The following is a 13,471-nucleotide window of genomic DNA, read 5'->3' on the forward strand; positions in this document are numbered from 1 at the left end:
ATTTTAGGAGGAGATTATTTTGGATTTTAAAGATTATATTCGTGTCATCCCTGACTTTCCACAACCGGGAATCAGCTTTAAGGACATTACAACATTGTTGAAAGATGGAGAAATGTACCGCAAGGCGATCAATGAACTGAAAGTGATGGTTTCTGATCTCAAAATTGATGTCATTGCTGGACCTGAAGCACGTGGTTTCGTTGTGGGCGCCCCTCTGGCATATGCTTTAGGTGTCGGTTTTGCTCCGATTCGTAAAAGTGGAAAACTGCCTGGAGAGACGATTGAAGTTGGTTATGATCTCGAGTATGGCAAAGATACACTCGCGATGCACACAGATGCGATTGAAAAAGGTCAAAATGTCTTGATCGCAGATGATCTGCTCGCAACGGGTGGAACGATTGCAACTTCCATCAACTTGATTGAACAATTGGGTGGGAACGTTGTCGGTGCTGCATTCCTGATCGAGCTGTCTGATCTGAATGGTCGTGCTAAATTGCCTGAGAAAATCGATGTATTCACATTGATGAACTACTAAGTTTAAAATCTCCACTTGGAGTGTTGTGATTAAAACCTGAATTGCTTTTCCCTTTTCCCGGGAAATAATATACAGCATTAATGATTGCGAAAAAGCCTGTTCTCTCCATCTCCGTTAGGGTTGGAAAGAACAGGCTTTTGATGTATATACGATGGAATTAATGTTGCGTCTTTTCAGTGATAGGCTGTTTTTTTGAATCATCATTCAACCAACCCAGCACTTCAAACAGTTTGAACAACAAGCTCATCAGGATTCCCACGATGGTTGCCAGTGCCATCCCTTTCAGATGAACGCCGTAGAAAGTAACTTCTGTACCACTCAGTCCAATGACCAATACAAGTGTAGTAAGCAACAGATTGGTCGGTTTGGCAAAATCGACTTTCTGTTCAACCAGAATACGCAGACCGGATGCTGCAATAACCCCGAACAGAAGCAGGGATACACCACCCATAACTGGCACAGGAATGTTGGCTACAAGCGCCGAGAATGTTCCTGAGAAGGAAAGTACGATTGCAATGACCGCTGCGCCACCAATGACATATGTGGAGTATACGCGAGTCAGGGCCATAACACCGATGTTCTCACCATAGGTTGTATTGGGAGTTGATCCTACAAACCCGGACAGAATGGTGGATACGCCGTTACCAAGCAGGGAACGATGGAGGCCAGGGTCTTTCGACAGATCTTTGCCTACGATGCTGCTCGTTACAAGCAAATGTCCAATATGTTCAACGATAACTACAAGCGCTACAGGTAAAATAGTGAAAATAACGGACCAGTCAAATGTAGGCGTTGTTACCGTAGGAAGTGAGATGAAATCAGCGGTTCTAATAGCCGCTTTATCAACCAGACCCATAGAATAGCCAAGCACATAACCCACTACAATACCGATTAGAATATGAATGATTTTGGGGAATCCACGGAACGTTACGGCCCCAATGACAGTGATACCGAGCGTGACCATGGATAAAATAATGGGTTTGGCCTGCGGCACCCAGTTCGGGTTAGCTACAGGATCAGAATTAATCAATCCTGCCATGCCAGCTGCAACAGGTACAAGCTCCAGACCGATCAGAGCAACGATGGCGCCCATAACCGCTGGTGGAAAGACTACGTTAATCCATCCGGTACCCGCAAATTTAATAATGAGGGCTACGAGACAGAACACAAGTCCTGTTATGATAAAAGCTCCAAGTGCCATGGAGTAGCCATTCTCTGGATGTTGTTTTAATACCATTGTGACAGGTGCAATAAAGGCAAAGCTTGATCCGAGATATGCTGGAATCTTACCTTTACACATGAGTATGTACAACAGTGTCCCAATCCCGTTCATCAGCAGGATCATACTTGGATCGACACCGAACAGGTTCGGTACAAGTACTGTGCTACCAAACATGGCGAACAAATGCTGAAGGCTAAGCAGTGAACCCGAGCCAAGTGGCATCTTTTGATTAACCTGAATTTCGCGTTGCAATGAATTTCATCTCCTTTTCCGAAACACAAACTTTCAATAGATTACAGAGTTTCTCTTAATTAAGCAATAACATATTTGACGCAGCAGAGCGATGGAATTTATATTTTCATGAAATTTCCTTCTATTTCAGCAAATAACGGTAATAATACATAAGAATGAAGAAATATATTCAATCACCTGTGCGTCATGGAAAACAGCTTAGAGGTCATGCGGATCACCAATATAAAAATTGGATAAGCGCTCTTATTCGTCAGCAGTTGACGGGAAACGGGCGAAGCGTCATAATTATAGGAAATTACTTTTACGGGGAACCTGTGTTGCAGCATTGTCACGGGTTCCATTTGGTATAGAAAGGACACGGAACAGATCAGAATGGGCATAGAGCAATTACTCGAGAAGGCCGGGGCATATATCAAAGAACCCGATCTGGTGCGCATACGAGAAGCTTACGAATTTGCTGATCAGGCCCACCATGGACAGACGCGAAAATCGGGAGAACCGTATATTCTGCATCCGCTTGCGGTTGCCGACATTGTTGTGAACATGCAGATGGACACCATCTCCATAATAGCAGCGCTTCTTCATGATGTAGTAGAAGATACTACGGTCTCACTTGAAGAGATCCGCAATCATTTCGGCAATACGTGTGCCATGCTTGTTGACGGCTTGACGAAGCTGGAACGTATTCAGTTTCGCTCCAAGGAAGAACAGCAGAACGAGAACTACCGCAAAATGTTCATCGCCATGGCGCAGGACATCCGTGTCATCGTGATTAAATTGGCTGACCGTCTGCATAATATGCGGACACTCAAGTTTCAGTCGGAAGAAAGCCAGCGCCGAATCTCATATGAGACGTTGGAAATTTTCTGTCCGATTGCGAACCGTTTGGGTATCTCTGCGATCAAATGGGAAATGGAGGACATCGCCCTCCGTTATTTGAATCCGCAGCAATACTACCGAATTGCAAACCTGATGCACAAAAAGCGTGCGGAACGTGAGCAATATATTGATACAGTTATGGATGGAATTACGAACAAACTCGATGAGATGGGAATTCAGGCAGACCTTTCTGGCCGCCCGAAACATATCTACAGCGTGTTCAAGAAAATGACCACCAAAAACAAGCAGTTTAACGAAATTTACGACCTGCTTGCCATCCGTATTATTGTGGATAATATCAAGGATTGTTATGCTACCCTGGGAATTATACACACGCTATGGAAACCGATGCCTGGACGCTTTAAGGACTACATTGCAATGCCTAAGGCGAATATGTATCAATCGCTGCATACAACGGTAGTCGGTCCCAATGGTGAACCAACGGAAGTACAGATTCGGACATGGGATATGCACCGGACTGCTGAATTTGGTATCGCTGCCCACTGGGCTTACAAAGAAGGCGCTGCGAACGGAAATCATTTTGAAGATAAAATTACGTTCTTCCGTGAAATTCTTGAACTTCAAAACGAAGCACAGGATGCTTCGGAATTCGTAGAATCACTCAAAATGGATTTCTTCTCGGATCTGGTATTTGTATTTACGCCCAAAGGAGAAGTCATCGAATTGCCGATCGGTTCTGTTCCTTTGGATTTTGCTTACCGTATTCATACGGAGGTTGGTAATCGCACCATTGGTGCCAAAGTGAATGGTCGAATTGTTCCGCTTGATTACCATCTGAAGACAGGCGATATCATCGAAATTTTGACGTCCAAACATTCTTACGGACCAAGCCAGGACTGGATGAAAATTGCTAAATCTTCTCATGCACGAGCAAAGATCAAGCAATGGTTCAAGAAGGAACGCCGTGAAGAAAACGTTGAAAAAGGTCGGGAGAGCTGTGAGCGTGAACTGAAACGTATGGGGCTTGATCCTTCTGCGTGGATGACGGATGACAAGTTGATGGAAGCTGCCAAAAAATATGCGTTTAACGATATTGATGACATGCTTGCGGCTGTTGGATTCGGTGGGATTACTGCTGCACAGATTGTAACCAAAGCAACCGAAAAACTGCGTAAAGAGCAGGAAGAGTCCAGTTTGCTGGAATTGAATTCCGAGATGCGCGAGCTGAAACCTGCACCTGAGCGTAGAAATCGACCAACCAACGGTATTCGTGTCAAAGGCATCGATAATCTGCTTGTTCGATTCGCACGATGCTGTAATCCTGTACCTGGGGATGACATTATCGGATACGTTACACGGGGCCGCGGCGTTTCGGTACACCGTAGTGACTGTCCGAATATCCCGACAAGTGCAGACGGAGAAGAAGCAGCACGTGTTATTGAGGTCGAGTGGGAAGAGAATATCGAAGCGAGCTACAGTGTGGATATTGAGATCACAGGCCATGATCGGAATGGCTTGCTCAACGAGGTACTTCAGGCTGTTTCCGAAAGTAAAACCAATATATCTGCCGTTACGGGACGGACAGACAAAAATAAATTAGCATTGGTGCACGTGACCATTCTGATTCGCAACACGGATCATCTGCATTCCGTTGTAGAACGGATCAAACGGGTGAAAGATGTTTATTCTGTGCATCGGATTATGCAGTAAGGAGCCTGTAAGATGAGGGTGCTTGTACAACGCTGTAAAGAGGCTCAGGTGACCGTTGGAGACGAGCTGACAGGTAAGATCCAATCCGGACTAATGCTGCTCGTAGGCATTACCCATGAGGACACAGAGAAGGATGCCCAGTATCTGGCTGATAAAGTTAGTGGGTTACGGATTTTTGAGGATGATCAGGAGAAGATGAATCTCAGTCTACTGGATGTAGGTGGTGCTGTATTGTCTGTTTCCCAGTTCACCTTGTACGGGGATTGTCGCAAAGGAAAACGCCCGAGCTTTGCGGCTGCGGCCCGACCTGAAGCGGCAGAACTGTTGTATGAAACGTTCAATCAGCTACTACGTGATAAAGGTATTCAAGTTGAAACGGGTCGTTTCGGAGCGATGATGGATGTAACATTTACCAACTGGGGACCGGTGACCTTGATGCTTGAAAGTCCTGTTCGTCAGGAACCGCGTGCATAATTTCGTGGAGTTCAGGCCATAATGAGGGATAATTCGTTGATGACAATTTTATGATCAAAGGAGTATCCAACCCATTATGCGCCAATCTGCGAAAGAAACACGTACTCGTACGGAACCTTTGGTGTTCCCTGGAAACTTGTATGAATCATTGCATCTTGCCCGTGCGGCTGCTGAATGTGTTGCAACAATCTGGGCACTTCAGGATTCAGACAAAGGGAAGCAGAGCCATCTTCCGCGATCTTGATTGTCTTCACAGGTATATAAACATCCGAAATTTGGATTATACAGATTCTGAAAAAGTCCTGGTTCGTAGTTATCGAATCAGGACTTTTTGTTGTGTGTTGTTATAAATTGCTCTGGTGAGGGTAATAACAAAACGAGGCACAACGAAGTGCCAATGTACTGCAAGTCCCGATTTCTAAAGAAAGTTCGAACACGGAAAGGAGAACATTACGTTATGAGTAAAGTTGCTTTTTTATTGGCGAATGACTTTGAAGATTCGGAGATGCAGGTCCCGTATGACGAAGTGAAAAAAGCTGGACATGAAGTGGAGATTATCGGATTAAAAGCCGGCGAGACCCTTAAAGGTAAGGGAGGAAAGGCCTCCTATACGGCAGATAAGGCGATTACCGATGCATCCGCTTCGGATTATGATGCGGTCGTAATTCCTGGTGGATCATCCCCTGAGAATTTGCGAAGTGATGCGCATATCTTGAAGTTCGTCACCGAGATCAACAGTGCGAAGAAACCGATCGCAGCGATCTGTCATGGTCCGCAGATTTTGGCAAGTGCCGGTCTGTTGAAAGGCCGCACGATTACATCTTATCCACCACTTAAGGATGACATGGTAAACGCAGGAGCAGAGTTCAAGGATCATGAGGCCGTTGTGGATGGAAACTATATTACATCCCGCACACCTGAAGATGAGCCAGCATTTGTACGCGAACTGCTAAAAGTCATTTAACTTCACCCAGTTTAACTGACATACATGGATGTATCTTAACTACGTTACATCGTGAAGCCTACAAACTTCACGTTGCATTTCATTCCGAAAAAGGAGGGTTTGACATGACAAAACATATTCAGGCGTATTTTCGAACCGAAGACGAGGCAGAGGGAGCAAGAACTTCGCTCCAAACGTTCCGTACGGAGCATTTGGAAGTAGGTCAACTGGACAGTGCGGTAGGTAGAGACACGCGTGTTATGGTGCCACTGGTGCCTTATAATACAGCAGGTGGCGTAGGCACCAACGGAGCCATGGGTGTAGGTGCAGCCCCTGGTGTTCCAGCCAGCGAAAATGTGATTCCTGTGGTAGCGAATGTGGACCGTGATGCAGAACGTGATTCTCGTGACAGAGTGAATGAGGATGGAGACCTGCTGGATGCAGCGGATGTGTCTTCGGCCGATTATGATGATCTGCATTATGTTCTGTCTGCCAAAGTAAGAGATGAGGACTATGACGAGATTGTTCATAAGCTTCGTTCCAACCATGCCTATGTGGAAGATTTGAATTAACGTGTAGATACTTCTTGGCCCTTGTACTGCTCGACCACACAGTCGAGTGATGTGCAAGGGCTTTTTAATCAGGAGGATATTAAAAAACTAATTTATAAAGCGCTATCATTTTTGTAATATTACTGTAATATTAGATACATAAGCCTTTAACATTGTGGGCTTATAATAACACACATGACCCCCTTTTTTTATATATCCTTTGAGCCTGCACACCGTGTGCAGGCTATTTTTTTGAGCTGAGAATGTGTATGTTTTGGGCAGAGCTTACCCCTTTATTCAATTTTTGCTAGAATAGAGAGATGGGTTTATATATTCTACAGCGAATTGTTTTCATAGTTGGGCTACATTGGACGGTAAATCTAGCCCAAGCGATTAGGTTCAGGCGAATCCAATCCTATGACAGAGAGTATGAGGAATTCATCGCCAGAGTGATCCGTCATATTCCAGATGAACATATAATCGCTGAAACGGCCCCACCTTTTTTATATAAGTACGGGGCAGTCGTTTCTGCTTGATCGATGGAATTCGAAAGTTATATAGAATGCCTCGTTTGAGAAATGACACCTGCAATGCTAAAGCAACAGAGTTCTCATGCGAATGGCTAGAGACAGATTTAAGGGGGAATTAGTTTTGAGTAAGGTTGGAAGAAATGATTTATGCCCATGTGGTAGTGGGAAAAAATATAAGAAATGTTGTCTGAACAAGGAGTCCTCTGCAGTAGAATCCATACTGGGGATAATATCAACGGAGCAACCGGTTCGGGAAGCCTCCATTCAGCCTGAGAGCAAGCTGACCTTGACTAAGTTGAAAAAGATGGTGGCAAGCGAATTGAAATGGGAGCATCCGGCTCACGAACAGCTGGCCCTGCAGACTATTGAGAACATGAGGAACCAATACGAGCCAGAGGTGATTTTGGAAGCTCTGGTGCTATGGAACGGCTACTCCCGTCAGACCCGCCCTACTGTGAAGAAGACAGGCTCGTTCTCTGCTGCAATTGAGTATTTGCTGTCCGAGGAATACGGCTTCAATGTCTCAAAGGCTGAGCTGGCTGATAAATATGAGGTAACGACAGGCACGATCTCCCGGAAGGTTAAGGAGATGAATAGTTACATCGAAGAATACGGCATGGGCGGTGAAACGGACGAGCTATTGATGCTGAACGGCCCAGGCACATCGAAAGACAAAGCACAGGCTCTGCTGTCTAAGGCGATGGAAGCGAGCTCTTCCAAACGGAGAGTACATCTGGCGGAAACAGCGCTAGAGATGTATCCTGACAGCTCTGATGCGTATCTTATTCTTGCTGAGGAATCGGACGATGAGCAAGATGCACGAGCTTACCTCAAGGCTGGAATCGCTGCTGGCGAACGTGAACTGGGCGAACTGTTTTTTGAGAAGAACAAAGGGGACTTTTGGGGGCTTCATGAGACGCGTCCCTATATCCGGATATGCAAAAGCTATGCCGAATCCTGCTGGTTTGGCGGAGATGCCAAAGAAGCGGCACAAACCCTGGAGCATATTCTGGAGCTTAATACGGAAGATAATACCGGAGCACGTTACCTGCTCGCTGCTGTGTATTTGTACACCAACCAATTGGATCAGGCGGAGCAATTGTTAGAGAAGTATGGAAAAGGTGACGCTGCAGCTGCATTTGCCTATGACCAGATCATTCTGGAGTATAAGAAGAATGGAATCACCTCCCAGCTCAAAATGCTGTATCGTGTAGCCCGGGGTGTGAACAAACATGTGCCTGATTACCTGCTGGGTTTGAAGCGACTGCCGCTTAACCTCCCTGATTTTGTGGGAATGGGCGACTCCGACGAAGCGATTGAATATGTCATTATGCATTCCCGTTTATGGGCGAGCGCGCCGGATCTGTTGAAGTGGATGCTAAAACAATAGCGTTATGAAGCAATAGAAGTTGGAATTCATTGGTGGAATCCAGCTTCTATTAGCCGTGATTTCAGTGGACTCCCCATACCGTACAGCGTGTGAGTAAATTTTTTTAATGCTATCTTTTCGTGTTAACCCTTGACTTTAGCACTGCGGTTCATTACAATCAGAAAATAATACGTTGACTATAGTCAATTTAAGTCGTTTCTTGAACTATATTATTGATTTGATGACGGGACCAAGTACTCCGTGCCCACATGACCAGAGAGGAATCCCCAGGCTGTAAGGATTCTCTTGATGAGCGGACGAATGACTTCCCCGAGAACAGACGGCGAACACAGCAGACATGATCTGTTGACCAGTAGCCGGCCTGCGCAGGACGTGCGTTACACGTAGAGCGGAATATCTGCTTGATTACAATGCCCTAGGCAATGTTGAGTCACCAGATATCACCTGAACGGCTAAAGTGTCAGGTTTTCCGGAATGTGGGTGGTACCACGGGTGAATGTATATTACACAATCTCTCGTCCCTTTGTTTGCTGTATACACAGCGACAGGGCGAGGGATTTTTTTGTTATATAGAGAAAATCAATGCTGGAGGGATCATTATGGCTTTTCAAAAACCGACTGGAACGCAGGATTTACTGCCTGGAGTTGTCGAGAAATGGCAGTATGTAGAAGAAAAAGCACGAGATCTATGTCGACGGTTTAATTATCGCGAGATTCGTACACCGATCTTCGAACAGACTTCTTTATTTGTACGCGGTGTAGGAGAGACTACCGATATCGTTGAGAAAGAAATGTATACCTTTGATGACAAAGGCAATCGCAGCATGACGCTTCGTCCAGAGGGAACAGCGGGTGTTGTCCGTGCGTATGTAGAGAACAAAATCTACGGTGAACCGGATGTGAGCAAGCTCTATTACATCGGTCCGATGTTCCGGTATGAGCGCCCGCAGGCAGGTCGTCAGCGTCAGTTCCACCAGTTTGGTGTAGAAGCCATCGGTGCGCTGGACCCGGCGATTGATGCGGAAGTAATCGCACTTGGCTACCAGTTGTGTGTAGAACTCGGCTTAAAGGATGTCAAAGTGGAGATCAACTCCGTTGGTAACTCAACCAGCCGTGCAGAATACCGCGAGACGTTACTTGGGTTCCTCAGACCGATGAAAGACAGCCTGTGCAAGGACTGTCAGTCCCGTATGGAGCGTAATCCGCTGCGTGTGCTTGACTGCAAAGTCGATCAGGACAAATTCGTAGGGGCACCGTCCATACTGGATAGCCTGGATGAAGAGTCTTTGAATCACTTCGCCAAGCTGCAGGCTTACCTGGATGATTTCGGAGTAGATTATGCTGTGAACAATCGCTTGGTACGGGGCTTGGACTATTACACGCTGACTGCTTTTGAATTAAAAGCCCAAGGTATTGGAGCAATTGATACCGTTGGCGGCGGTGGTCGATACAATGGTCTCGTTGGTGATATCGGCGGACCTGATCAGCCGGGTATCGGCTTCGGTATTGGTCTGGAGCGCATTCAACTGATTCTGGAGCACCAAAATATTGAGGTTACTACGCTGGCTCCACTGGATGTGTACTTTGTTGCTCTGGGAGAGGCAGCTGATCGTGAAGTGAACCGACTCTTGTTCAAACTTCGTCAGTCTGGACTCTCTGGGGAACGTGATTATCTGGGCCGTAAGATGAAAGCACAGATGAAATCAGCTGACCGTTTCAAATCCCGCTATACTGCCATCCTTGGTGATGACGAGCTGGAGCGTGGTGAGATTGCCCTCAAGTCGATGAATACGGGTGAGCAACAAACCGTGAAGCTGGATGATCTGGTAGCGGCAATTCGCGAAGGTAAATGAGCACGAAGTGTTACATTAAATCTTAAACATTCAAGTAAAACAATTGATCCGGCAAAATTACTGAGGTTCACCGACGATTCCAATTAAGCGGAAGTTGGCGAGCCAGAGGTAACATGCCTTTTCGAATACATGGTCTACACGTAACCGGACTGTTGAAGAGCAGGCACTAACTGCCCATACAGAACGGAAATTCACATAATGAGGAGTTTGGTTATGAAAAGAAGTCATCATTGCGGCGCATTAACACCCGCACACATCGGTGAAACAGTAACATTAAACGGTTGGATTCAGACCCGTCGTGACTTGGGGGGCGTACTCTTCATCGACCTGCGTGATCGCAGCGGGATTGTACAAGTTGTCTTTAACCCGGCTTATTCCGGTGAAGCTCTACAAATCGCAGATCGCGTACGTAGCGAGTATGTTATCGCTGTAACGGGTAAAGTCGTTAAACGTGATGCAGAAACAGTTAACAAAAACCTGCCTACAGGCGAAATTGAAGTTCAAATTACAGAAATTGAAGTGCTGAACGCAGCAAAAACACCTCCATTCTTCATTGAAGATGGTGTCGAAGTTGATGAATCCCTTCGTTTGAAATATCGTTACCTGGACCTGCGTCGTCCGGAAATGTTCGAAACATTGAAACTGCGTTCCAAAGCATCCAAAGTGTTCCGTGACTACCTGGATGGAGAAGAGTTCGTTGAAGTGGAAACACCAATCCTGACCAAGAGCTCCCCGGAAGGTGCGCGTGATTATCTCGTACCGAGCCGTGTGCATGAAGGTGAATTCTTCGCCTTGCCACAATCCCCACAAATCTACAAACAATTGCTGATGGTGGGTGGCGTTGAGCGTTATTATCAGATCGCTCGTTGTTTCCGGGATGAGGATCTGCGTGCAGACCGTCAACCAGAATTCACTCAAGTCGACATCGAGACTTCTTTCTTGCAACAGGATGACCTGCTGCCAATGATGGAAGAACTGATGGCCAAATTGCTACGTGAAACCAAAGGTATTGAGCTGGAACTACCTTTCCAACGGATTACGTATGCAGATGCAATGGGCAAATATGGTTCAGACAAACCAGATCTGCGCTTTGGTATGGAACTGGTTGAAATGAACGATATTGTAGCAAACAGTGGTGTGAAAGTATTTGCTTCTGTCATCGAAAAAGGTGGAGAAGTCAAAGTATTGAACGCTAAAGGCTGTGGCACATGGAGTCGTAAAGAGATCGATGATCTTGGACCATTTGCTGCACGTTACGGTGCGAAAGGTCTGGCTTGGATTCAAGTGAAAGACGGCGAGTTCAAAGGGCCAATCGTGAAGTTCTTCACGCCTGAAGAAATCGAAGCTGTCAAAGAACGTACAGGTGCTGAAGATGGCGACTTGCTGCTCTTCTCCGCAGACACCAAAAAAGTGGTTGCTGACGTTCTGGGCGCATTGCGTCTGAAAATCGGCCGTCAACTCGGTCTGATTGATGACAGCAAATTCAAATTTGCTTGGGTTGTGGACTTCCCACTCCTCGGATATGATGAAGATGCAAAACGTTATGTGGCAGAACACCATCCGTTCACTCGTCCAAAAGACGAAGATGTGCATCTATTCGACACTGATCCGGGTGCAATTCGCGCTCAAGCCTATGACCTTGTTCTCAATGGTTATGAAGTAGGTGGCGGTTCGATGCGTATCTACAAACGTGATGTTCAAGAGAAAATGTTTGCTGCCCTTGGACTCTCTACAGAAGTAGCGAATGAGAAATTCGGCTATCTGCTGGAAGCATTCGAATATGGAACTCCACCACATGGTGGTATTGCCTTTGGTCTGGACCGTCTCGTCATGTTGCTGGCAGGCCGTACGAATCTGCGTGAAACGATTGCCTTCCCGAAAACGGCAAGTGCAACGGATCTGCTCATGAATGCACCTTCCGAAGTGGATGACTCTCAATTGGAACAACTTCACATCCGCGTAGCCCGTAAACCGGTAGCGGAAAAGAAATAAAGGAGGCATCGATTCTCAATGCTCCATCAATTTTCAAGAACAGAACTTGCGATCGGACCTGAAGGTCTGGATACGTTGAAGAATAGTACAGTCGCTGTGCTCGGTATTGGCGGCGTAGGTGGTATTGCTGTAGAAGCTCTTGCCCGTAGCGGCGTTGGGCGCATCATCCTGATTGATAAAGACGTAGTGGACATCACCAACATTAACCGCCAGATTCATGCGCTGACTACGACAGTGGGGCAGAAGAAAGCGGATCTGATGGTGGAGCGTGTGAAACTGATCAATCCGGAATGTGATGCGATTGCCCTGAATATGTTTTACACGGAAGAGACGTATGAGGAATTGTTCAAATATGAACTGGATTATGTGCTGGATGCATCCGACACAATTATCTATAAAATCCATCTCATTAAAGAGTGTCTGAAACGTAAAATTCCGATGATTTCCAGCATGGGTGCGGCGAATAAAATGGACCCGACGAAATTCCAGGTTGCGGATATTTCGAAAACGACCATGGACCCGATTGCCCGTGTTGTGCGTACCACACTTCGCAAAGACGGCATTAAAAAAGGCGTGAAAGTGGTCTTCTCGACTGAAAAGCCGATGAAACCACGCGAGGACGTAACACAGAAAATCGTTCCCGAGAATGCTCCGGAAATTCGCAAGGCCAAACAGCCACCTGCGAGTAACTCATTCGTGCCTCCGGTAGCTGGACTGATTATGGTCAGTGTTGCCGTTAAGGATTTGTTAGAAATTGCAGAGAACAAGCAGCAGTAACATGCTGCTAACAGAAAAAGCGTGGATGCCGATGAGGCATCTGCGCTTTTTTGTGTAGGTCATACGTCGAAAGACGGAGCAACGGGACGTCAATCGTCTATGATAGCCGAACTGCATCTCTAGATAAATGTCAGAGTTACGTCATGTACTTCAAAGTCAAAACCGTGTATGATATTCACTGCTGCGCGAAATGATGATACATACATAATGAATTTGCGGCCATATAAGTTGAATAAGATTTACACAAGAACGAAGAGGACAGAAGAAACCTGAAGAAGCAGAGCGTTCGCCTTTATCACCGGATTCGTACATTTAAAAAATTTAAACAAAATCTGGGGATAACAGCGATCGGAAAGTTGTTCTGTCCACGTAGTGGTGGAGTGTAAATACTCAGTTATTCAG

At 46.1% G+C, this 13,471-nt stretch carries 11 protein-coding genes; 9 read left to right on the forward strand and 2 right to left on the reverse strand.

Going from position 1 to position 13,471, the window contains the following annotated elements:
• Positions 1-19 precede the first annotated feature (19 nt).
• A complete protein-coding gene (locus HF638_RS20420; protein WP_047844084.1) occupies positions 20-535 on the forward strand; it encodes an adenine phosphoribosyltransferase in 516 nt (171 codons plus the stop codon).
• A gap of 157 nt (positions 536-692) precedes the next feature.
• On the opposite strand, the gene uraA is transcribed toward HF638_RS20420, so the two are convergent.
• Positions 693-2,009, reverse strand: coding sequence for a uracil permease (uraA, locus tag HF638_RS20425; RefSeq protein ID WP_169481815.1), 1,317 nt, complete (start codon positions 2,007-2,009; stop codon positions 693-695).
• Between the two features lie 372 nt (positions 2,010-2,381).
• On the opposite strand from uraA, the gene HF638_RS20430 reads away from it, so the two are divergent.
• Positions 2,382-4,559, forward strand: a complete 2,178-nt coding sequence (locus HF638_RS20430) for a RelA/SpoT family protein (protein ID WP_169481816.1) — start codon at positions 2,382-2,384, stop codon at positions 4,557-4,559.
• A 12-nt stretch (positions 4,560-4,571) separates the two neighbouring features.
• On the forward strand, positions 4,572-5,033 hold the full coding sequence (dtd, locus tag HF638_RS20435; RefSeq protein WP_047844082.1) for a D-aminoacyl-tRNA deacylase: 462 nt from the start codon (positions 4,572-4,574) through the stop codon (positions 5,031-5,033).
• A 74-nt stretch (positions 5,034-5,107) separates the two neighbouring features.
• Here dtd and HF638_RS20440 read toward each other — a convergent pair whose 3' ends face one another.
• Positions 5,108-5,287, reverse strand: a complete 180-nt coding sequence (locus tag HF638_RS20440; RefSeq protein ID WP_169481817.1) for a hypothetical protein — start codon at positions 5,285-5,287, stop codon at positions 5,108-5,110.
• A 203-nt stretch (positions 5,288-5,490) separates the two neighbouring features.
• On the opposite strand from HF638_RS20440, the gene HF638_RS20445 reads away from it, so the two are divergent.
• The 6 genes from HF638_RS20445 (at position 5,491) to HF638_RS20470 (ending at position 13,069) form a co-directional block, all read left to right on the forward strand.
• Entirely contained in the window at positions 5,491-5,997 is a 507-nt protein-coding gene (locus tag HF638_RS20445; protein ID WP_169481818.1) for a type 1 glutamine amidotransferase domain-containing protein, read from the forward strand.
• A 104-nt stretch (positions 5,998-6,101) separates the two neighbouring features.
• Complete coding sequence (locus HF638_RS20450; protein ID WP_169481819.1) at positions 6,102-6,548, forward strand: hypothetical protein; 447 nt, start codon at positions 6,102-6,104, stop codon at positions 6,546-6,548.
• A 630-nt stretch (positions 6,549-7,178) separates the two neighbouring features.
• A complete protein-coding gene (locus HF638_RS20455; RefSeq protein ID WP_169481820.1) occupies positions 7,179-8,447 on the forward strand; it encodes an SEC-C metal-binding domain-containing protein in 1,269 nt (422 codons plus the stop codon).
• Positions 8,448-9,046: 599 nt separating this feature from the next.
• The gene (gene hisS, locus HF638_RS20460) at positions 9,047-10,300 is read left to right on the forward strand and encodes a histidine--tRNA ligase (RefSeq protein WP_169481821.1); all 1,254 of its coding nucleotides are present in this window, start codon (positions 9,047-9,049) and stop codon (positions 10,298-10,300) included.
• Between the two features lie 213 nt (positions 10,301-10,513).
• The gene (aspS, locus tag HF638_RS20465; protein WP_169481822.1) at positions 10,514-12,292 is read left to right on the forward strand and encodes an aspartate--tRNA ligase; all 1,779 of its coding nucleotides are present in this window, start codon (positions 10,514-10,516) and stop codon (positions 12,290-12,292) included.
• An 18-nt stretch (positions 12,293-12,310) separates the two neighbouring features.
• Positions 12,311-13,069 carry a tRNA threonylcarbamoyladenosine dehydratase gene (locus HF638_RS20470; RefSeq protein ID WP_169481823.1) on the forward strand — a complete coding sequence of 253 codons (759 nt, stop codon included), beginning with the start codon at positions 12,311-12,313 and terminating at the stop codon, positions 13,067-13,069.
• Positions 13,070-13,471 lie beyond the last annotated feature (402 nt).

The sequence above is a fragment of the Paenibacillus sp. SZ31 genome (genome assembly GCF_012912005.1).
GTDB lineage: Bacteria > Bacillota > Bacilli > Paenibacillales > Paenibacillaceae > Paenibacillus.

Coding starts and splice junctions, on each gene's coding strand:
- aspS (WP_169481822.1), top strand. CDS start 10,514: ATGAAAAGAAGTCATCATTGCGGCGCATTAACACCCGCACACATCGGT.
- HF638_RS20470 (WP_169481823.1), top strand. CDS start 12,311: ATGCTCCATCAATTTTCAAGAACAGAACTTGCGATCGGACCTGAAGGT.
- dtd (WP_047844082.1), top strand. CDS start 4,572: ATGAGGGTGCTTGTACAACGCTGTAAAGAGGCTCAGGTGACCGTTGGA.
- HF638_RS20450 (WP_169481819.1), top strand. CDS start 6,102: ATGACAAAACATATTCAGGCGTATTTTCGAACCGAAGACGAGGCAGAG.
- HF638_RS20430 (WP_169481816.1), top strand. CDS start 2,382: ATGGGCATAGAGCAATTACTCGAGAAGGCCGGGGCATATATCAAAGAA.
- hisS (WP_169481821.1), top strand. CDS start 9,047: ATGGCTTTTCAAAAACCGACTGGAACGCAGGATTTACTGCCTGGAGTT.
- HF638_RS20445 (WP_169481818.1), top strand. CDS start 5,491: ATGAGTAAAGTTGCTTTTTTATTGGCGAATGACTTTGAAGATTCGGAG.